The organism is Paraburkholderia sp. J76, from assembly GCF_905220295.1.
GTDB lineage: Bacteria > Pseudomonadota > Gammaproteobacteria > Burkholderiales > Burkholderiaceae > Paraburkholderia.
In genome coordinates this window covers 187010-206189 of the sequence record NZ_CAJMZJ010000012.1, presented here as the reverse complement: position 1 = coordinate 206189, position 19180 = coordinate 187010, and the positions used below count along the sequence as shown (strand labels likewise).

Genomic DNA, 19180 nt, shown 5'->3' with positions numbered 1-19180 from the left:
CACGATGCCGACGGCGGACGCACCGCTGCTGCTGCCGGCGATCCTCCATGACGCGACGCGGATGAATTTTATCCGCTTTTGCGAGCTGCTCGAGCTGGCCGCGCCCGATGCGCCGTCTCTCGGCACGACGGATTCGGCAACTGCGGACCCCGTCCGGTTCCGCTCGCGAGCGCAGCTGGGTTTTCCGGGGCGTGAAATCGACTCCGTCCGATACGACGTTGACAATCCGGCGGCACCACCGTCGGTCGTGACGACGTTCCTCGGGTTCTACGGCGTCGATGCGCGCATGCCCGCGTACTTTGCCGACGAGGTGGCACAGAACCGGGATGGCGCGGAGCCCCTGTCGGTGTTCCTTGACCTGTTCCATCACCGCATCATCACGCAGTACTACCGCATCGCGCGCAAGTACCGGTATCCCGTTGGCTTCCGGCGCGATGGCACGGACCCAGTGTCGCGTTACCTTCTCAGCTTCGCCGGTTTTGGATTCAGCACCTCCGCGCAAATTGCCAGACCTGGACCGGGGGGAACCCCGGCGTCGCCCGGGCGGGAAACCTCAACGGCGCGCCAGATGCTCACGAAGGTGGCCGACAAGCGACGGCTGCTGTCGATGCTCGGCCTGGCCATGCAGCGAACCCGCACGGCGGAAGGGCTAGCCGGCGTACTGCGGCATGCCGTGCCGGACGCCACGATCACGGTTGAGGAATTCCATCCGGTGTGGCGGGAGGTGAATGTCTTTGAGCCTGCGGCGCTGGGTGAGCAGTGTCTGCTCGGCCGCGGCTTCTACGACCGGGGCAACACGGTGCGCGTCGTCATCACGCCCGCTTCGCGCGAGACGGTGCTGGCGCTGGTGCCGGGCCAATCTGCGCACAGGGAGATCATGGCGCTGCTGCGCTTCTATCTGGGCTACGAAAGCGAAGCGGATCTGGAAATGCATGTGCGGCCCGACCTCATGCCAAAGCCCACGCTGGAGCCACGCCAGACGAATCTGGGATTTACCGCGCAACTGGAAGCACCGGTCAGGTCCGCCGCCGGCGCGCAGGCGCGCATCACACGCGTGCAGCTCGGCCGCTGGGACGGGGCGGCGGAAGCACACGCATGAAGAACAGCACAATGAACGGGGGCATCCTCGCAATGAACAAAAAAATGACATACGCGGCACACCGCGCAACGCTGGCGATCGCGATCCTCGGGGCCGTCGTCACGGCCGGGTGCGGTGTTGCACAGGCGGTCGGCGACAGTACCGTGGATGCCGCGAAGTGGGCTTTCACCACCCAGGTCAAGACGATGAGCGTCGATCTGAGCGGCCGGGCGTCGATCAACTCTGACGTCCAGGGGCAATCACTCTCGACGGTGGTGCGGTTCTACCAGCTCAAGGATGCGAAAACATTCGCACAACTGACGTATTTGCAACTCCAGTCGGACGACCTGAACCTCCTCAAGGTGGATCTGCTGGCCACGAAAGATGTCGTGCTTCGTCCGGGCGCGAATGCCAGTCTCGCCGAGCCGATGAATCCGGATGCCCAGGTCGTGGGGGTAGTCGCATTTTTTCGCGAACCGGTGCAGGACAGGGTCTGGAAGCTCGCTGTGCCGAAGAAACAATGGAAGAAGACGGACCCTGTGAAGATCGAGGTCAACGGTAACGAACTGGTGCTGGTCGGCGCGGAATCGCAGTCCGTCAAACACGAAGCGCCGCAGCAGGCCGTACCGGCAAATCCGGCGTCGGCGCCGGGCATGCAATCCGGCGATCGCAAGCAAGGTTAAGCGGTACTGTGAGATCAAGCTCTTTTATGCAATTTTGCCGGGAAATTCCATGTTGAAAGGCATATTGCGCCGCCACGCGGTCAACACGAAGACGAGCCTGTACGGCCTTCTGTTGTTCGCCACGATCTTCGCCTGCGGTTGCAACCGGCATGCTTCAGCCCCGCAGATGACCCATGCCGCTTCGCATGCAGATGCACCCGCTGAACAGTCATCGAAGCAGCCTGATTCTGCGGCAACCTCGCCAAGCCTCAAGCGAACGGATCTGATGCGGGCAGTCTTTCCGGGGTGGCGCGATACACGGCAAGGCAAGGAACGGATCTTCGATGCGGACGTTCCTGATCGCGACGACGGGGGCCATCTCGCGAAAAACTTTGGCAGTGAACGGCTTGATATTCGTCCCCGCGAGGTCATCAGACTCGATGACACACACGCCGTCATGCTTACCGAGGGCGTCGAAATCGGCGACGACGACACGCCCGTGGATTCGCACTCCTCTGGCGCCTGGCTTGGCGCCTACTTCTTCCGCCTGGACGGTGGTAGATGGACTCTCGAGCGTCGCATTGACGGCACCGACTACGCCGGCTTTATGGGTACCTATGGTCAGTCACGCGTGGTCAGGCTTTCGCCTCGCGAGTTTGGCTTGCTGCTCGAAAGCGGTAGCTGCTGGCAGGGCTATTGCGGGTCGTGGCTCAACATCTACGATTTGGCTCCAGGTCGTGTCGACAAGCTGGCAGACGGGATCAGGACCGCCGCGAGCAACCTGGGCGGCAAGGAAGAGTGCGAAAAAATCCTGAAGCGCGACGGCGACTTCCTTGCATCGAAATTCGCCCCCCACGGTGAGTCAACTGGTGGTTCTCCACAGTGCTTTGACGTCGACAGCCAGATCTCCGTCATACCTGGCATCAACGGCCCTGGTGATGTGACTCTCAGCTTTAGTGGATCGGCCACGGCGACAAATAACTCAAGCACCCAGGTCAAGAGCGTCGACGGAGTTGCAGTCTATCGTATCGAAAACGGTCGGTACCAACTCGTCGAGGGAAGCAATCCTGTTCCATCGTTCTAGACGTCCGTGCACTCATATTGAACAACCACGTGCCAATTTCGACCAGGTTAAGTCCCCTGTATTTCCACTTCCTGAAGGAGGATAACTTGAAAAAACTGCTTTCACTGGGCACCAGCCTCAGTCTGGTCGCATTGCTCTCGGCCTGCTCGGGTCTCGATCGCAACCACGAGATCGCACTGAACCAGGCCACCGGCATCGAGGTCACACAGGGCCCAAATGGCGTCGAATTGCGCCTGCCCGAAAAGGTGCTGTTCGACTTTGACCAGTCGGCACTGCGCGCCGACGCCACGCCGGCGCTCAACCGTGCCGTGGTGCTGCTCAGGCGTAGCGAAAAGCCGGTGATCGTCGAAGGGCATACCGACAATGTCGGTACGCACGAGTACAACACGCAGTTGTCCGAAGCACGCGCCACTACCGTCGCCGGGGCGCTCACGGAGCGTGGCATCCCGGCGTCACGCATCACGACAAGAGGTTATGCGTACGACCGTCCCGTGGCAAGCAACGACACGCCTGAAGGTCGGGCCCGCAACCGCCGCACCGAGATTGTGATCGTCGGCGAATCGGAAGACCGCATCCTGGGTAGGTGAATGGGCGTGAGAAATCGCCATCGCGGGCATGGCAACAAGCCAAACGGACCGGCCAATCCTTGCGTAACGATAGGCGCTGAACGGCTTGCCGACCATAAAACATTGCGCCAGTCAGCCGACACAAAAAAGAAACATGAATCTTCGAAAGCGTATTTTTCTGTCCATCGCCCCGGTGATTTTCTCATGTGGCACCGCACTGGGTACTGTTTTGCAGTACCCGTATCCGAACGAAGCGCCCACCTTCAACTTTCGCGACTATGCACGCGGCAATCTCGGCATCCTGTCTCAGGACTACGGGCCGCTGACGCTGACCGTCGCTTACCGCGTGTTGACCGGTCATCAGGTAAGCAATGCCGATCTCGCGATGCTCTCCACAGTCCCCACCGCATGGATTGACACGTGGGAGCCCGAAAACAACTGGAACAAGGCACGCGATTCGGTGCTCGGCGCAAAGGACGAGCGTGGAGCGTCGATATCCAGCAATCCAGCCGTGCCATGTCAGGCCGATGCCTTTAACCTCGCAACGAAAGAGCTCCAACGGATCTCGGACCAGTTTGGCAATACCAACCCGCTTGTTAATGACTGGGCCAGGACGCAGGATGAGGTCTTCGCCGTTTGTGCGGGCAAGGATGCCAAAGTACCGTCGCTGGCCGCCGACGATGCGCCAGGCTGGTTCAGGGATGATCGCCGCTACCAGCGTGCGGCGGCACTCTTCTATGCGAACCGGCTCGATGAGTCAATCGACCTCTTCGGACAGATTGCGGAGGATCCGCACTCACGCTGGCATAGTCTGGCTCTGTACCTCGTACAGCGTGCGAGATTGGCCAAGGCACAGGCTGCCACGGGAGACATACGCGCGCAGCTTTTCGCAGACGCGGCAAACAGTATCGATCAGGCGAAAACGCAGGTGCCGGCGCAGCAGGTGAAAAGGTTATCGGCCCTGGAACGCCGCGGACGCTACACGGCCAACCCCGAGGATGAACTCCGCGCCATCGAGTCGCGGATCGCAACGGGCGCCTGGTCGGCGGACACCGCGCAGGATCTGAAAGACTACGTTTTTGCGCTTAACCGCGACAGCCACGCCGGTGATGACGAACTTTCTCGGTCGCCTGTCATCCGGATTGTGCCGCGCGGTGGACTCACTGACTGGCTATACACGATGCAGGCAGACCCGCAAGACAAACGCCAAGCGGACATGTTCGCCAATGCTTTACGTCAGTGGCAATCAACCCACTCCGAGGCGTGGCTGGTAGCGTCTCTCGCCGCAGCCAGATCCCTTCACGAGGTCCCGGCAGGCCTGCTCGACGCCGCCACGTCGGTGTCACCGGCAAGCCCCGCGTTTGCGGCGGTCCAGTACCGGTTACTCGATCTGCGCGACCAGAACATCCTGCGGCTACACGCAGCGGGCAAAAATACAGCCACACTCGACGCAGCTATCGTGAACGATATATTTGCGCTGCTCGCGCTGCATCGTGACCGCTTCCCCGGCCGCGACGTGAACCGTCTTCACCAGCTTTGGGCAGAACACACGCGCTCGCCCGCGGAGTTCATGCAGCAGATATGGGTTGTAGCACCGGAAGAGACGAAGTTTGCTGCCAACGTGCCGGAGCACAGTTCGGGGGCAGGTATCCCGGTCGAGTTTGCCGATGACATCCAGATGCGCATGTCCATCGACCAGCTGCTTACCCTGTGGGAGGCGAGCAACAAAACAAAAGGGCCAGCGCATGATGCCCTGACAACAATGCTCTGGACGCGCGCGGCGCTGCTTCAGCGAGATGACGTTACACGATTGCTTGCCACCGCATTCAGGCAGCTCCATCCGAAAGTAGGGGATGCAGTGGATGAATATCTTGATGCGAGCGCCGCCGACAAGCCGTACTGGCTAACTATCGCTCTTCTACGTGATCAGGGAAGCTTGTCTGCCGTTTTGTCCGATGGTGGCTGGGTGCCATGGAACGGAAGTCTCACTCCGTTCATACGCTACGAGAACAAGATGTCGAACCAATCGTTTCCCTTCGATGCGAGCCATCCGATCCTGTTTCAGAGCGCTGGCGACATTCCGAAAGCCAAAGGGGAGATTGATCGACTCAACCAGCTCAGAACGGGGTCAGGGTATATGAGCGACGCCCTTGTACGTCATGTCCACCTGCATCCGTTCGACTTGAGCAACGCGACAAATCTGGCGAGATTTGTCGAGACAACGCGCTACGCCAACGAAACCAGGGCATCGCGTGCAGCATTTCGCCTGCTGCACCGGTTTTATTTCTTTACGCCCGCGGCGCACCAAACGAAGTACTACTTCTGACGGAAACGCAGTCATCATGCACACGTTGTGCAATGTGTCGGCACTCTCTTTCAGGGAGAAGGTTTCAACGATGTCCAGTCAATCCATACTCCGTCGATGGTCCCCGGGTCCTTTGGCGGTGATGCTTGGCGGTGTCCTCGCGACGGCCCAAGCCAGTGCAGCGCTTTCCACCATATCGGAAATCACGGTCTACCCCGGCGGGGCAACCGTCGAACGGCAGATCCCGATCGCCGCCGGCAGTTCGCGCATCGAAGTGACCTGCCTGCCGGCTTCATTCGATCCCCAGAGCCTGCGTCTGATCGCACCGCCCAACGTCCAGCTTGGCGACTATCGCATCGAAGACGTGGCCACTGGCGATGAGCCATCAAACCAGCGCTGCGCGAGAACATCCAGCGACAAACGTATCAGCGCGTTGCAGGCACAGCTCGCGGACCTGAACGCACGCGCACAGGCCGTTGAACTCTCGGCACAGTATCTGAAGAATGCCAGCGAACAGGGTGCCGGCGCGAACGGCAACGCTTCGATGCCCAGCGTGACGCGCGCGTTGCAGCAAAGTGGCATTGCCGTGTATGCACAGCGAGACCAGATCAAGCAGCAACAGGAAGACGTCCAGCGCCGGCTCGATGCGCTTCGCGGTGACGCCCGGGGGACCTGTGCCCACACGTACCCTGCGCATCGCACTTGACGCGCCGCGCGGTGGACTGCTCACGCTGATCTACGAGACGCAGCGCGCCGGGTGGATCCCCGCGTATCAGGCCAGCCTCGACACCTCGAGCGCACAGGTTACGCTGGAGCGTCGGGCACTCGTCGCGCAGGCGACCGGCGAAGACTGGCATGGCGTCAAGCTGCAGTTGACGACCGCCACGCCTGTCCAGAACATGCGTACCCCACAGCCCCGCACGTGGCGGCTGGACCTTCAGCAGCCGCGCCGCAATAACGCGGAAGCACCCGCGCCATCCATGAGCCCTCAACCATCGGCACCACCTCCCATGTCAAACGAGCGCCGGGATGCCAACACGCCCCTGTTTGCCCCAACCGTTGTAGAAGGCGCGTTCCTGACGGAATTCAACATCCCAGGGAGGATCGATGTTGCATCCGACGCGCAGAAGGTCGCCTTCACGCTAAACCGCAGGCCCACGCCGGCCAGGCTGGTGGCGCGCGTGATCCCCAGCCAGTCCACGCGCGCATGGCTCGTCGCGAAAGCAGATCGACCTGACGGCGTCTGGCCCGATGGCAGCGTCCAGTTGCGCCGCGATGGCGCCCCGGTTGGCGAAACCCGCTGGTCGGAAGCCGTTCAGGGCGAGAATCTCATCCTGCCGTTCGGTCTCGATGAGCAGGTCTCCACGACCAGCGACGATGGTCCCGATTCCACCGGCACGGTGAAAACGTCGGGCGGCAATGTAGCGAAAACACTCAGCGCGCGCTACACGGTCAGGAACCGGCATCGCACGCCGATCGACGTGGAGATTGTCGAGTCGGCGCCCGTCAGCGAGTCGGCCGACATCCGGGTGACGTCGAACTTCACGCCACAACCGGACGATACGGCCTGGCAGGGTCATCAGGGCGTGGTCGCGTGGGAGCGCACGCTGGCTGCCGGCGGCGAGGCCCGTGTCGGCGCAAGCTACACGGTGCAATATCCGGGCGACCGGACGATTCTCGGCCTGCCCTGAGTCTTGCCGGGGCGCCGCAGTCGCGTCACCGGACGCTGTTCTCCCGCACGGCACGCGGTGCGCGCTTGTCCGGCAGGCTGTTCTGCGCCCGGATCTTTGTGCTTGCCCTGACAACGAGTTGAACGGGAACCAGCGATGCCGGTCCGGCGCCGGTGCCGTTGATGACCCGCTGTACGCCAGGATAGCCAGGATCGAAACTGTCGACCGAAAGGGAGGTCAGGGGAGGGATGGCGTTGGCAGCAACGGCAATGTTGTCGAACCCGACAAAGGCCATATCTTCCGGAATCCGGAGGCCGCTCGCCAGGCACTGGAGAGTGCCCGCTCGCCGCGACCTGTGCCTGCGTGCGGGCATCCGCTATCCGGTACTGCTCGCAGCGTTTCCGTTATGTGGAGTCATGTGCGATCGCGTTTCGCCGGTCAGGCTGATTCGCGTCAGCCAGTTTCTGCGGGCCGCATTGTGACTGCCTGGCACGATCGGCTTTCCCTTCCTTGGCGGGATCGGATGGGTCATCGTTATCTCGGCCGGCGCCGGCATTTTGACGACGCAGGGCTTTATGGCACGTGAGGCGATACTCCCTGGTGTTCGGAGCGGGCGAGCTACAGCGTCGGCTCGACGCATTTCGTCGACAGCGGGATGTTGAAGACGGTTAGAAGTCCGCGGGATCGCCGCGCCGCGCGCCTACGCATAGATGATCTGGATGCCGAGGCCGGTGACCCAGTTCGCGAACTCAGCGTCCAGGCCGTCGTCCGTGATCAGGAAATCGATCCGGTCCATCGCGCCGAAGGTCGCGAACTCGCGCTTGCCAAACTTCTTCGAGTCGGCGAGCAGATAGACGGTTTTTGCCGCATCGATCATGGAACGCTTGACGTGGATATCGATAAAGTCGGGATACGAAATCCCGGACTCCATTGAGACCCCTCCGGCCGCAAGAAAGAGCTTGTCGACGAACATGCCCTCGAAAAAGGTCGATGCCTTCTCGCCGGACACGGCGATGGTCTCCGCCTTGAAGATGCCTCCGGTAAGCATGACCCGGTTGGTGGGCTCTGCGCCAAGCAGGATCGCGATATTCAGGGCATTGGTCACGATGCGCAGGTGCTGACGGTCCAGCAGGTTCTTCGCCAGTTCCGTAGTCGTCGCGCCGCAGTCGAGGATGACCGCATCGCCGTTCGCGATGAGGCTCGCTGCCTTCTGGCCAATCAGCGCTTTCTCTTCACTCGTCGGAAGAACGACGGTGCCCGATGTCGTGCGCGACGTCTCGCTTTGCACGGACTTCAGCCGCACGTTGCCATGCACGCGCTCGACATGTCCGAGGCGTTGCAGTTCGTCGATGTCTTTTCGAATGGTGGGCATCGATACGCCGAATTCGCTGGAAAGCTCTGAAAGCTTGACCAGCTTGGCCGTCTGCACTCTCTCGAAAATCTTTTCCGTTCTGGTTCGTTGATCCATTTGCGTTCCCCCCCGAGCCGCCCGCGCCAGCAAAGCCGAACGTTATGGGCTGTATTTTGCCCGAATCGAGCGGTCGCTGCGACCTCGCCTGGTGTTTTCCCTGTTTGCTTTGATTTCCTTTTGACTTTCTAGAGAAAGTAAAAGAAACTTCGAAACACACAAACAGGAAGTTCGGGAGCAGGGAATGGAAAACCCCTACAGGCAGTCTGGCGCGCCGCTGCACCGGCGCGCGCAGGAGATCCGCAAGAAAATCTGTGTGATGAATTCGGCGGCAAAGAGCGGCCATACCGGTGGCGACATGTCGGAGGCCGACATTCTCGCCGCGCTGTATTTCCATGTGCTCCGCTACGAGGTCAAGGCGGACCGCAGCGTCAAGTGGCAAGACGAGTTCATCCTGAGCAAGGGCCACGGCGTGGGCGGTCTGTATTCCTGTTTCTCGGAACTCGGGTGGCTCGAAGCCAGCGAACTGCGCTCGTACCTGCAGGACGACTCGCGCCTGCCGGGCCATCCGGTCAGGCAGAAGCTTCCTGGCTGGGTCACCGTCAACACGGGTGCCCTGGGCCACGGCCTGCCGATCGCAGCCGGGCTCGCAATGGCCAAGCAGCGCCACGCCGCCCGCACGGAAACCCCGACGGGCCGCGTTTTCGTCCTGACCGGCGACGGCGAACTCGAAGAAGGTTCGAACTGGGAGGCCGCCATGGCCGCCGCGCATTTCGAGCTGGCCAACCTCGTGGTGATCGTTGACCGCAACCGTCTGCAACTGGCCGACTTCACCCACAACATCATGGATTTCGATCCACTCGATGAAAAGTTTCACGCTTTCGGTTTCGAAGTTCACGGCGTCAATGGAAACAATGTCGACGCAATTTGGAAACTAATAGAAAGTCTGGATTACGAAAACAGGAAGCCGAAGGTCGTCATCGCGCACACCATCAAGGGCCGCGGCGTGTCGTTCATGGAGAACGTGCCGGCCTGGCATCACAAATTCCCCGACGAAGAGCAACTGAAGCAGGCACTGGAGGAACTGGACCATGCGTAACCTCGCCGATTTGCGCGATGGTGCGGTGAACGCGCTGAGCCGTTTGACCGCCGCGGGCGAGGACATCATCGTGATGGTGGCCGACTCGACCTCGACCTCGAAGATCGGCCCGTTCCTGGAGACGTATCCCGAGCGCGTGATCAACGTCGGTATTGCCGAGCAGAACATGGTTGGGATGGCCGCGGGCCTCGCGCTGGGCGGCCACACGGTTTTCACGGCGAACGCCGCGCCGTTTCTCGTAGCGCGCGCCAACGAGCAGGTCAAGAACGACGTCTGCTACAGCGCGACGAACGTAAAGATGCTCGGCCTCAACGCAGGATTCGCGTACGGCCCGCTCGCCTCCACGCATCACGCCATCGACGACATCTCGATCATGAGCGGCTTTGGCAACGTGCAGATCTTTGCGCCGTGCGACCAGGTCGAAGTCGCGCAGATGATCGACTATGCGGTTTCGGTCGAGGGCCCGATCTACATCCGCCTCGACAACGCGAAGTTCCCGGTTGTCCACGACGCGTCGTACCGCTTCCACCCAGGGCGCCCCGACGTGCTGATCGAAGGCACCGGCGTCGCGGTCATCGCGCTGGGTTCGGTCGTCGGCGAGGCACTCGAAGCCTGCGAGCGCCTGCAGCAGGAGCACAACGACAATCCGACGCTCGTCAATCTTTCGTCGTTGCGCCCGCTCGACCTGGATGCGCTTGCTGCCATCATCGAACGCCACGACGCCGTCGTCACGGTCGAAGAACATTCGTTGCATGGCGGCATCGGCGCGATGGTCGCGATGCTGATGGCACGGCGCGGCATTCATCGCCGTTTGACCACGCTTGGCGTGACCGAAGGCGAATTCGCGCATTACGGCACGCGCAAGGGCATTCGCCGCCACTACGGCATTGACGCCGCGGGCATCGCCGACGCGCTGCTCGCACAATTCGCGCGCTGAGCGGGGCACGGTCAGCCTGTAGCAGCCGATAGAGACCAGGAAGGAGACTCGAAGTGAGCATTCAATACGACATGTCGCTGCGCCACGGCGTCGATTTCGATTTTCGTCTGCACGGCAAGGTCGCGGTGGTGACCGGCGGCCTCGGCGGCATCGCCATGGCAACCAATGCGGCCTTGATAGCAAAGGGCGCGCGCGTCGCCATTCTCTACCCGAATTTTGAAGAGCCACGTGTGCAGGCGGCCGTCGAAGCACTCGGCGCTGCGAACGCGAAGGCGTTCGCGTGCGACGTGGCCAACGAAGCCGATGTCGAGCGTGCCATCAAGGCCGCGGTTGCGCACTTTGGCGATATCCACCTGCTGGTCAACGCGGCGGGCTGCATCACGCTCACCCCGGCAGAAGACATTGGCTACGACGAATGGCAGAGGCAGATCGGCGTCAATCTCACGGGCCCTTTCCTTTGCTCGAAGCACTTCGCGCGTCACGTGCTGGCCAGCGGGCACGGCGGCAAGATCGTCAATATCGCCTCGCAGGCAGCGACCGTCGCCATCGACCAGCACTGCGCCTATACGTCGGCCAAGGCAGGTTTGATCGGGATGACGAAGGTGCTCGCGAAGGAATGGGCCGGACGTGGCATCACGGTGAATACGGTTTCGCCGACCGTTGTGCTCACACCAATGGGCGCGGCGGCGTGGGACGGCGAGAAGGGCGAGACCATGAAGAAGCTGATTCCAGTTGGCCGCTTCGCGTATACCGACGAGATTGCCGCGGCCATCCTGTTTCTGTTGTCGAACGGTGCGGACATGATTACCGGCGCCGACATCATGATCGACGGCGGCTACACCATTTGCTGACCCTGCAGTGTGGGTGCGACTTCGCACGGTGCGAGCCGCTTCTTGAATAAAAGAAGTTCTATCTGGAGACAAAACATGTGGAAAAAGCTTGCACTCACGGCCGCGGCTGCTGCGTCCTGCGTTGCGGCCATGCAGCCCCTCGCGTTTGCAGCGAGTAAAGGCACCATCGCGATTCTCGTGAACGCACTCGACAACCCGTACTATGCGGCGGAAGCGAAAGGTGCCGACACCGAAGCCAAAAAGCTTGGCTACGACACGATCGTGCTTTCGCATGGCGAAGACGTGAACAAGCAAAACGAACTGGTGAATCTCGTCATCGGCAAGGGCGTGAAGGGCATCATTCTGGATAACGCCGATTCGAACGCCAGCGTCGCCACCGTTCGCACCGCAAAGGAAAAGCACGTGCCGGTGGTGCTGATCAATCGCGAGATTCCCAGGGATGGCATCGCCATCGCGCAGCTGAGCCATAACAATCTCGAAGCGGGTTCGGAAGTGGCACAGCGTTTTGTCGAAGCCATCGGCGAGAAGGGCGAGTACGTCGAGCTGACCTGCAATCTGGCCGACAAGAACTGCGTGACCCGTTCGCAGGCCTTCCATCAGGTGCTCGACCAGTATCCCGACCTGAAGATGGTCGCGCGGCAGGACACCAAGGGCTCGCTCCTGCCGGCCAAGCAGGCGATGGATTCCATCCTGCAGGAGCATCAGCACATCAAGGGCGTGATAGCAGGGAATGGCCCGGCGGCACTGGGTGCGATCGCCTCGCTCAATTCGGCGAACCGCAAGGATGTGATCGTCATGGGCATTGACGGCAGCAACGACGAACGCGACTCGATCCGCGCCGGCAAGCTCAACGCAACGGTCATGCTGCAGGCGCAGGGCATTGCGATGCATGGCGTCGACCTGCTCGACAAATCCATCCGCACTGGCTCGACCGGCGAACCCGAGCGTCAACTCACACGCGGCATCCTGATCACGAAAGACAACGCCTCGAAAGTGAACGATTTCTTCTACACCCGATAACGGGCGTGGGGTGTCGAACGGGCGTGGCACGCGCCGCGCCCGTGAACGTATTCAAGTGAGGTCGTCATGGTTCATTCGATTTGCGCAGCACGGTCCGCGTTCGGCCATGCTGTGAGGAGCGTGCTCGTCGTGTTGGGGGTTGTCTCGGTGGCAGGGTGTCACGTCGTGACCGACCAGGAACTCGCGGCCATTCGTGCGCAGGGTCAGCACCACGGTCCCGACCCGGTCAAGATGTTCAACGATCAGATGATTCCGTACGCCGACAAGAATGCGAAGCCGGCGGCGCAGGTCATCAGTGCGCTCAACCAGAATTTCGACGATGCATGCAAGCAGTACGGTTTTCGGCAAAGCTCCGCGTTTCCGTGCAATTTCTGGATTCGCGTTCAGGGCAAGGTGGCGCGTATCGACACGACCTCGCGTGTGGGCCGCGCGTATGTGGATGTGACGCCGCCCAACGGTGGCGAACCGGTTCACGTCGCGCTGGAAACCGGGCCTGTGGTGATTGGAACGGGCGTTCGCGATGGCTTCCCCGGAGTGAAATATAGCGATTTCGATGATCAGTCGAAATTTGCAGTGTTTGGCCAGGAAATCAACAAGCTCGTTGTGGCCCGCGCGCAGGATTCGCTCAAGCTCAGGGTAGGCCAGACCGTGGATGTCGCTGCCGTCTACAGCAGCTGGAGCGAGCCGGCCGGTGAAATTCGGGCGATACCGGTGGCATGGAAATGAACGAGACGATCGAAGTGAACGAAGCGCGCGTCACGAACGCCGTGAACATCATCGAGACGCGCGCGCTGTCGAAGACCTATCCCGGCACCGCCGCACTCGTTGAGGTCGACTACAAGGTCCGGCGCGGCAAGGTCAACGTGTTGATTGGCGAAAACGGTGCGGGAAAATCAACCTTGATGAAGCTGCTCGCGGGCGCGGAGACCGCGACTTCGGGCGAAATCCGTATCGACGGCAAGGTTGCCTCCATCAACGATGTGCGCAGTGCCGAGGCACACGGTATCGGCATCATCTTCCAGGAACTGAATCTGTTTCCCGACCTGAGCGTTGCCGAGAATATCTTCACGGGCAACGAACTCACGAGCGCCGGCGTGATTCGCACGAAAGACGAGATCCATCAGGCAAAAGTGCTGCTGGATCGTCTGCAGATTGCCGTCAATCCTCGCACGCGCCTCGGCGACCTGTACGTCGGTCAGCAGCAGCTTGTTGAGATTGCCAAGGCGCTTTCGAGGCACATCAAGGTGCTGATCATGGACGAGCCCACTTCGGCGCTCTCCAGGCACGAGGTGGAGATTCTCTTCAAGATCATTCGCCAGCTCAAGGAGGAAGGCGTGACGGTGATCTACATATCACACCGCCTTGAAGAGATCATGGCGATTGGAGATTGCATCACGGTCCTGCGCAACGGCCGACTCGTGGCGCAAGACGATATCCCCAATATTGACATCCCGTGGATCATTGAAGCCATGGTGGGTTCGTCGAAGAAGCGCTTCGCCTTCGAGCAGCACGGCATTGGTGAGGAAGTGCTGAAGGTTAATGACCTGTCGCTCAAGCGGCCAAACGGCATCTATGCGGTCGACCATGTTTCATTTTCGGTGCGTGCAGGCGAGGTCGTCGGAATTTACGGACTCATGGGCGCGGGTCGCACCGAACTGCTCGAATCGCTGCTTGGCGCGCAGCCGCACGCTCTGGGTGAGATCGAGCTGGCTGGCAAGGCCATCGAGGACCTGCCGATTCCGAAGCGCATCGAAGCTGGCATCGCACTGGTTCCCGAGGACCGACAGCAGCAGGGCATGATCCAGTTAATGACGATCCTGGAAAACATGACGCTGTCGAGTCTCGGAAAATTCGCCAATTGGCTGAAATTCGGCGCACTCAAGCGTGAGAAGCAGGTTCAAGCCGCGGACGACATTGTGAAACGTCTGGCCATCAAGGCGGCTTCAGTGGACGCGCCCATTACGTCGCTCTCGGGCGGCAACATGCAAAAGGTAGTAATCGGCAAGGCACTACTGACCTCGCCGAAAGTGTTACTTATGGACGAGCCCACACGAGGAATTGACGTGGGCGCGAAGGAAGACGTCTACAAGACTATCAGCCTGCTCGCGAAGTCAGGCATTGCCGTCATCTACGCGACGTCCGAACTGGATGAAGCGGTGGCGGTTTCGAATCGAGTCTTCGTGATGGCCAGCGGCAAGCTGACGGCAATCATGGAACGTTCCCAGTTTGACAGCGAACGCATCGTCCGCGCATCGACACCAGCCACCGCAGTGGTCTGAGGCAACCGAGGTAGACACCATGAATACTCCCAACAGCAGCAATCCTTCGCTGCATCCGGTGCACACGAAGCACAACCGCCAGAGCGCCTACATGGCCGCGCGCGTCGCGGTGAATCTGCTCAAGTTGCGCATTTTTATCGCGCTCTTTGTCATCTTCGTTGTCTTCTCGCTTACAGCGGACAATTTCCTCTCGACGGCCAACATGCTGATCATGGCCAAACACGTCACCATCGTCGCCATTCTGTCCATTGGCATGACGCTCGTGATCCTGACCGGAGGAATCGATCTCTCGGTGGGGTCCATCGTGGGGATAAGCGGCATGGCCGCTGGCTATATGCTGCTAGAGGGTATTCACGTTGGCCATCATGTCGTGTTCCTCAATGTGTTCGGCGTCACGCTGATTGCGTGTCTCCTCGGAGCGCTCATCGGTGCCGTGAATGGCTATCTCATCACGGCGCTCAATGTGGCGCCGTTCATTGCCACGCTCGGCATGCTGTACGTGGTCCGCGGTGCGGCGCTGCTGGTCAATAATGGCAGCACCTTTGCCGATCTCCAGGGCAATCCCGCGCTTGGCAATATGGGTTTCGAATTTCTCGGCAACGGCACGATTCTTGGCCTGTCCGTGCCGGTGTGGATCATGCTGGCGCTGGCCGTCGTCACCATCTTCATCGCACGCAAAACGCCGTTGGGTCGACGCATTTACGCAATCGGCGGCAACGAGCAGGCAGCGCGGTTCTCGGGCATTCGCACCACTCGCGTGAAACTGTTCGTCTATACGTTTTCCGGCTTTTGCGCGGCAATCGTCGGGCTCGTGATTACAGCGCAGTTGCAGACCGCTCATCCGCTCACGGGCGAAACGTACGAACTGAACGCCATTGCAGCCGTGGTGCTTGGCGGCACCGCGCTGATGGGCGGCCGCGGCACGGTGTTCGGTTCGGTGGTGGGCGCCTGCGTCATCAGCATTCTCGGCGACGGCATGGTGATGTGCGGGATCAGCGACTTCTGGCAAATGGTGATCAAGGGCCTCGTGATCATCTTCGCGGTCGTGGTCGACCAGTTGCAGCAGCGCTTGCAGTCGCGCATGGTTGCGATGACCGCCTAACCTCATTCCCCGGAAACTGATATGCAATACGTACTGGCGGTCGATCAGGGTACGAGCGGGACGAAGGCGCTTGTCTTCGATGCTGAAGGGCAGGTTCATGCACGCGGGTTTGCAGCCGTTGCGTGCACGCATTCCCAGGCGGGGTTCGTCGAGCAGGATGCCGACGCGCTTTACGACTCGGTTTTGCAGGCCGTCGCATTGTGCCTTGCCGCGTTTACTGGCGAAAAGCGCAACATCGTGGGCGTTGGCATTTCAAACCAGCGCGAAACCGTCGTGCTGTGGGACAAACTCGGCAAGCCGATTGTCCCGGCTGTTTCCTGGCAGTGCCAACGTTCGCTGCCCATCTGCGAACGCCTCAAGCGTGACGGATTCGCGCCGCACATCGCGCAAAAGACCGGGCTGCTGATCGACCCGTATTTCTCCGGCACCAAACTCATCTGGCTGAATGAAAACGACGCCCGCGTGCGCGAACACATTGCGCGAGGCACGGCCCACTTCGGCACGGTCGACAGCTGGCTGCTTTACCGGCTCACGAATGGCGCAGCGTATTGTTCCGACTATACGAACGCGTCGCGCACGATGCTGTTCAATCTCGCCGCGCTCGAATGGGACCAGGAACTGGTCGCGGAATTCGGCCTGAAGGGCTTGCGTCTGCCGGCTCTCAAGCCGTCGGCGTCGAACTTCGGCGAAACGGATTTCAATGGCCTGCTGGCGCGTCCCGTTCCCATCGTTTCGATGATCGGCGATTCGCATGCAGCCGCAGTCGGCGAAGGTTGCCTGACGCCTGGCGTGGCGATGGCGACCATGGGAACGGGTTCGTCGATCATGATGAACGTGGGCAGCCAGCCCCAGGCGCCTGCGCACGGCCTCGTCTCCACGTTGTGCTTTGCGACTCACTCACGTGTTGACTATGCGATGGAAGGCATCGTCATCAGCGCGGGTTCGACGCCGGCCTTCCTTAAGGAGAAGCTGAACCTGTTCGGCGACTTCGCCGAGGCCGAGCGCGCGTTCACGGAGTACGACAACGGCGGCGTGTTCCTCATTCCGGCGTTTTCGGGCATCGGCTGTCCGCACTGGAAGTATCCCGGCGGCGCACAGATCGTCGGGCTCAAGTTTTCGACGGCATGGGAGCACGTCGCGCGCGCGGCCTATGAGTCGATCGTGTACCAGATCAAGGACGTCATCACCGTGATGGAGCAGGCGGCCAGCGTTGAACTCAGCGAGCTTCATCTCGATGGCGGCCTGGTGCAGCGGCCCTTCCTGCTTCAGTACCTGGCGGATACCTTGAACAGGCCGGTCAGCACGCTGGCGCTCAGCGAGATATCGGCGGCAGGCGCAGCGGCACTGGCGCTGTTCGAAACGGGCCTGGTTCCTTCGCTGGATGCGCATCGGGCAAACCGTGTGATCGCGCGGCGAGTCGAGCCGGGCGCGGGAGTGCAAGCCGCCGAAGAAAATCACGCGCGGTGGCTGGAATGGATTGGACGTCTTTAAATGAACGGATTCTGGAGAAAGCAACGTGGCATACGAAGCAAAGCGGTTCTCGAACAAAGTCGTGGTGGTGACGGGCGGCAGCCGTGGCATTGGATTCGGTATTGCCGAGCGCTTTGCGCAGGAAGGCGCGAAGGTCTGCGTGTCGGCAAACGAGAAGTGCGTCCATGATGCGGCGGCCAGGCTGCGTGAAGCGGGTCACGAGGCCATCGCCGTCGAGGCGGACGTGACCAGCAAGGCGGACGTCGTTGCGCTTTACGACGAAGTAGGAGCGAAGCTGGGCGAAGTCGATATCTCGGTGCAGAACGCGGGCGTGATCACGATCGCGAAGCTGCCGGATCTGACCGAAGCCGAGTGGGACAAGGTCATGGCCGTGAACACCAAGGGCGTGTTCCTGTGCTGCCAGGAAGCCGCTACCCGCATGCTGCGCGCCGGCAAGGGCGGCCGTCTCATTAACACCGCGTCGGGGCAAGCTCGACAGGGCTTCGTCTACACGCCGCACTATGCGGCAAGCAAATTCGGTGTGCTTGGCATTACGCAGAGTCTCGCGAAGGAACTCGCGCCCACAGGCATCACGGTCAACGCGTTTTGTCCGGGCATCATCACCACGGACATGTGGGCGTACAACGACGAAGCATGGGGCAAGCTGCTTGGCGACTACAAGCCGGGCGAACTGATGAAGGAGTGGGTCGACAACATTCCGATGAAGCGAGCTGGCAGCGGCCAGGATGTGGCAGGCCTTGTGACTTTCCTGGCTTCGGACGACGCCTCGTACATTACGGGCCAGACGATCAACGTGGACGGCGGCATGTTCATGTCGTGAGTTGCGTTGCCGGGTTCGACATCGGCACCGCCCGCGGCTGCGTGCGCAGCCGCGGTGCTATGTGACTTAGCGAACTGGCAGGGCAGCGAGCTTGCTCACGGTATCGGCGCAGGCGTGCGCCGCTTCTGCGCCCTTCACGAGGAAGTGTTCGCGGAAGAATCCGACGTGTTCCTGGCCGCCATGGAAATGATGCGGCGTGAGCACGGCGGAGAACACAGGCGTACCTGTTTCGAGCTGGACCTGCATGAGACCGTTGATGACGGCCGTGGCGACGAAATCGTGGCGATAGATGCCGCCGTCGACGACGAGGCCGGCTGCCACGATGGCAGCGTATTGACCGCTCTGCGCGAGTCGTTTGGCGTGCAACGGGATTTCGAAGGCACCGGGCACTTCAAACAGATCGACGTCTTCTGCGGTGTAATCGTATTTTTGAATCGACTGCAGAAAGGAGGTCTTGCACTGGTCGACGATGTCGCGGTGCCAGCAGGCCTGGATGAAAGCGATACGCGGACGTTTGGAAGATGTTGCGACTGCTTGCGATTCGAAGGAAGTGGAAATGTTCATGGACTTCAGCCTGTTTTGTGTGAACAGGGCGAAGGACGGCCGCGACCTTCGCGCGACGCGAATAGACGCAAGCCGACCTGTTCTCTTTCATCCGGACTATACCGTCGGCCCCGGAATCCAACCGGGTCTGCTGACCTCCGTTATCGCATCGTGCTACCTGCAATAACGGAGCGCTCGCGGGCTACGTCGTGGTAAATGACGATTACCGCCGGTGGGGAATTGCACCCCGCCCCGAGAACGCGTT

18 protein-coding genes, 1 pseudogene and 1 riboswitch are annotated in these 19180 nt (G+C 60.9%); of the genes and pseudogenes, 16 read left to right on the top strand and 3 right to left on the bottom strand.

The window, feature by feature from the left end:
• Positions 1-4 precede the first annotated feature (4 nt).
• The 7 genes from tssG (at position 5) to U5768_RS22805 (ending at position 7386) form a co-directional block, all read left to right on the top strand.
• Entirely contained in the window at positions 5-1099 is a 1095-nt protein-coding gene (gene tssG, locus U5768_RS22835) for a type VI secretion system baseplate subunit TssG (protein ID WP_322032699.1), read from the top strand.
• Positions 1100-1131: 32 nt separating this feature from the next.
• Positions 1132-1761, top strand: coding sequence for a type VI secretion system lipoprotein TssJ (gene tssJ / locus U5768_RS22830; RefSeq protein ID WP_415913959.1), 630 nt, complete (start codon positions 1132-1134; stop codon positions 1759-1761).
• A gap of 49 nt (positions 1762-1810) precedes the next feature.
• Positions 1811-2824 (top strand): hypothetical protein, encoded by a 1014-nt coding sequence (locus U5768_RS22825; protein WP_322032654.1) that lies wholly within the window; start codon positions 1811-1813, stop codon positions 2822-2824.
• 86 nt (positions 2825-2910) lie between these two features.
• The gene (locus tag U5768_RS22820; protein WP_322032653.1) at positions 2911-3411 is read left to right on the top strand and encodes an OmpA family protein; all 501 of its coding nucleotides are present in this window, start codon (positions 2911-2913) and stop codon (positions 3409-3411) included.
• Positions 3412-3544: 133 nt separating this feature from the next.
• Positions 3545-5716: a hypothetical protein gene (locus tag U5768_RS22815; RefSeq protein WP_322032652.1), complete on the top strand. Its 2172-nt coding sequence runs from the start codon at positions 3545-3547 to the stop codon at positions 5714-5716.
• A 70-nt stretch (positions 5717-5786) separates the two neighbouring features.
• A complete protein-coding gene (locus tag U5768_RS22810) occupies positions 5787-6401 on the top strand; it encodes a DUF4140 domain-containing protein (protein ID WP_322032651.1) in 615 nt (204 codons plus the stop codon).
• Positions 6370-7386, top strand: coding sequence for a DUF4139 domain-containing protein (locus U5768_RS22805; RefSeq protein ID WP_322032650.1), 1017 nt, complete (start codon positions 6370-6372; stop codon positions 7384-7386). Before U5768_RS22810 ends, U5768_RS22805 begins: the two co-directional genes overlap by 32 nt.
• 25 nt (positions 7387-7411) lie before the next feature.
• On the opposite strand, the pseudogene U5768_RS22800 reads toward U5768_RS22805, so the two are convergent.
• Both U5768_RS22800 and U5768_RS22795 read right to left on the bottom strand, forming a co-directional pair.
• Positions 7412-7693, bottom strand: a pseudogene (locus U5768_RS22800) (substrate-binding domain-containing protein); the annotation flags it as partial.
• A 372-nt stretch (positions 7694-8065) separates the two neighbouring features.
• On the bottom strand, positions 8066-8833 hold the full coding sequence (locus U5768_RS22795) for a DeoR/GlpR family DNA-binding transcription regulator (RefSeq protein ID WP_322032648.1): 768 nt from the start codon (positions 8831-8833) through the stop codon (positions 8066-8068).
• A gap of 184 nt (positions 8834-9017) precedes the next feature.
• Between U5768_RS22795 and U5768_RS22790 the strand changes: the two genes are divergently transcribed.
• The 9 genes from U5768_RS22790 to U5768_RS22750 all read left to right on the top strand — a co-directional run bounded on the left by U5768_RS22790 (position 9018) and on the right by U5768_RS22750 (position 18372).
• A complete protein-coding gene (locus U5768_RS22790; RefSeq protein ID WP_322032647.1) occupies positions 9018-9872 on the top strand; it encodes a transketolase in 855 nt (284 codons plus the stop codon).
• Positions 9865-10809, top strand: coding sequence for a transketolase family protein (locus U5768_RS22785; protein WP_322032646.1), 945 nt, complete (start codon positions 9865-9867; stop codon positions 10807-10809). The genes U5768_RS22790 and U5768_RS22785 overlap by 8 nt, the downstream gene beginning before the upstream one ends.
• A 53-nt stretch (positions 10810-10862) precedes the next feature.
• Positions 10863-11660 (top strand): GolD/DthD family dehydrogenase, encoded by a 798-nt coding sequence (locus U5768_RS22780; RefSeq protein ID WP_322032645.1) that lies wholly within the window; start codon positions 10863-10865, stop codon positions 11658-11660.
• A 75-nt stretch (positions 11661-11735) separates the two neighbouring features.
• Complete coding sequence (locus U5768_RS22775; protein WP_322032644.1) at positions 11736-12680, top strand: D-ribose ABC transporter substrate-binding protein; 945 nt, start codon at positions 11736-11738, stop codon at positions 12678-12680.
• A 66-nt stretch (positions 12681-12746) separates the two neighbouring features.
• Positions 12747-13406: a DUF2291 family protein gene (locus U5768_RS22770; RefSeq protein WP_322032643.1), complete on the top strand. Its 660-nt coding sequence runs from the start codon at positions 12747-12749 to the stop codon at positions 13404-13406.
• Positions 13403-14959 (top strand): sugar ABC transporter ATP-binding protein, encoded by a 1557-nt coding sequence (locus U5768_RS22765; RefSeq protein ID WP_322032642.1) that lies wholly within the window; start codon positions 13403-13405, stop codon positions 14957-14959. Before U5768_RS22770 ends, U5768_RS22765 begins: the two co-directional genes overlap by 4 nt.
• A gap of 19 nt (positions 14960-14978) precedes the next feature.
• Positions 14979-16061, top strand: coding sequence for an ABC transporter permease (locus tag U5768_RS22760; RefSeq protein WP_322032641.1), 1083 nt, complete (start codon positions 14979-14981; stop codon positions 16059-16061).
• A 21-nt stretch (positions 16062-16082) separates the two neighbouring features.
• Positions 16083-17552, top strand: a complete 1470-nt coding sequence (locus U5768_RS22755; protein WP_322032640.1) for an FGGY family carbohydrate kinase — start codon at positions 16083-16085, stop codon at positions 17550-17552.
• A 25-nt stretch (positions 17553-17577) separates the two neighbouring features.
• The gene (locus U5768_RS22750; protein ID WP_322032639.1) at positions 17578-18372 is read left to right on the top strand and encodes a glucose 1-dehydrogenase; all 795 of its coding nucleotides are present in this window, start codon (positions 17578-17580) and stop codon (positions 18370-18372) included.
• A 66-nt stretch (positions 18373-18438) separates the two neighbouring features.
• Here the strand turns inward: U5768_RS22750 and U5768_RS22745 are convergent, their stop codons facing one another.
• A complete protein-coding gene (locus U5768_RS22745) occupies positions 18439-18936 on the bottom strand; it encodes a 6,7-dimethyl-8-ribityllumazine synthase (protein ID WP_322032638.1) in 498 nt (165 codons plus the stop codon).
• A 75-nt stretch (positions 18937-19011) separates the two neighbouring features.
• A riboswitch (FMN riboswitch) is annotated at positions 19012-19179 on the bottom strand.
• Between the last annotated feature and the right edge of the window lies 1 nt (position 19180).

Excerpts from the sequence above, each read along its gene's own strand:
- U5768_RS22745 (WP_322032638.1), bottom strand. The coding sequence starts at position 18,936 with ATGAACATTTCCACTTCCTTCGAATCGCAAGCAGTCGCAACATCTTCC.
- U5768_RS22825 (WP_322032654.1), top strand. The coding sequence starts at position 1,811 with ATGTTGAAAGGCATATTGCGCCGCCACGCGGTCAACACGAAGACGAGC.
- U5768_RS22770 (WP_322032643.1), top strand. The coding sequence starts at position 12,747 with ATGGTTCATTCGATTTGCGCAGCACGGTCCGCGTTCGGCCATGCTGTG.
- U5768_RS22795 (WP_322032648.1), bottom strand. The coding sequence starts at position 8,833 with ATGGATCAACGAACCAGAACGGAAAAGATTTTCGAGAGAGTGCAGACG.
- tssG (WP_322032699.1), top strand. The coding sequence starts at position 5 with ATGCCGACGGCGGACGCACCGCTGCTGCTGCCGGCGATCCTCCATGAC.
- U5768_RS22810 (WP_322032651.1), top strand. The coding sequence starts at position 5,787 with ATGTCCAGTCAATCCATACTCCGTCGATGGTCCCCGGGTCCTTTGGCG.
- U5768_RS22815 (WP_322032652.1), top strand. The coding sequence starts at position 3,545 with ATGAATCTTCGAAAGCGTATTTTTCTGTCCATCGCCCCGGTGATTTTC.
- tssJ (WP_415913959.1), top strand. The coding sequence starts at position 1,132 with ATGAACAAAAAAATGACATACGCGGCACACCGCGCAACGCTGGCGATC.
- U5768_RS22760 (WP_322032641.1), top strand. The coding sequence starts at position 14,979 with ATGAATACTCCCAACAGCAGCAATCCTTCGCTGCATCCGGTGCACACG.
- U5768_RS22790 (WP_322032647.1), top strand. The coding sequence starts at position 9,018 with ATGGAAAACCCCTACAGGCAGTCTGGCGCGCCGCTGCACCGGCGCGCG.
- U5768_RS22765 (WP_322032642.1), top strand. The coding sequence starts at position 13,403 with ATGAACGAGACGATCGAAGTGAACGAAGCGCGCGTCACGAACGCCGTG.
- U5768_RS22775 (WP_322032644.1), top strand. The coding sequence starts at position 11,736 with ATGTGGAAAAAGCTTGCACTCACGGCCGCGGCTGCTGCGTCCTGCGTT.
- U5768_RS22785 (WP_322032646.1), top strand. The coding sequence starts at position 9,865 with ATGCGTAACCTCGCCGATTTGCGCGATGGTGCGGTGAACGCGCTGAGC.
- U5768_RS22755 (WP_322032640.1), top strand. The coding sequence starts at position 16,083 with ATGCAATACGTACTGGCGGTCGATCAGGGTACGAGCGGGACGAAGGCG.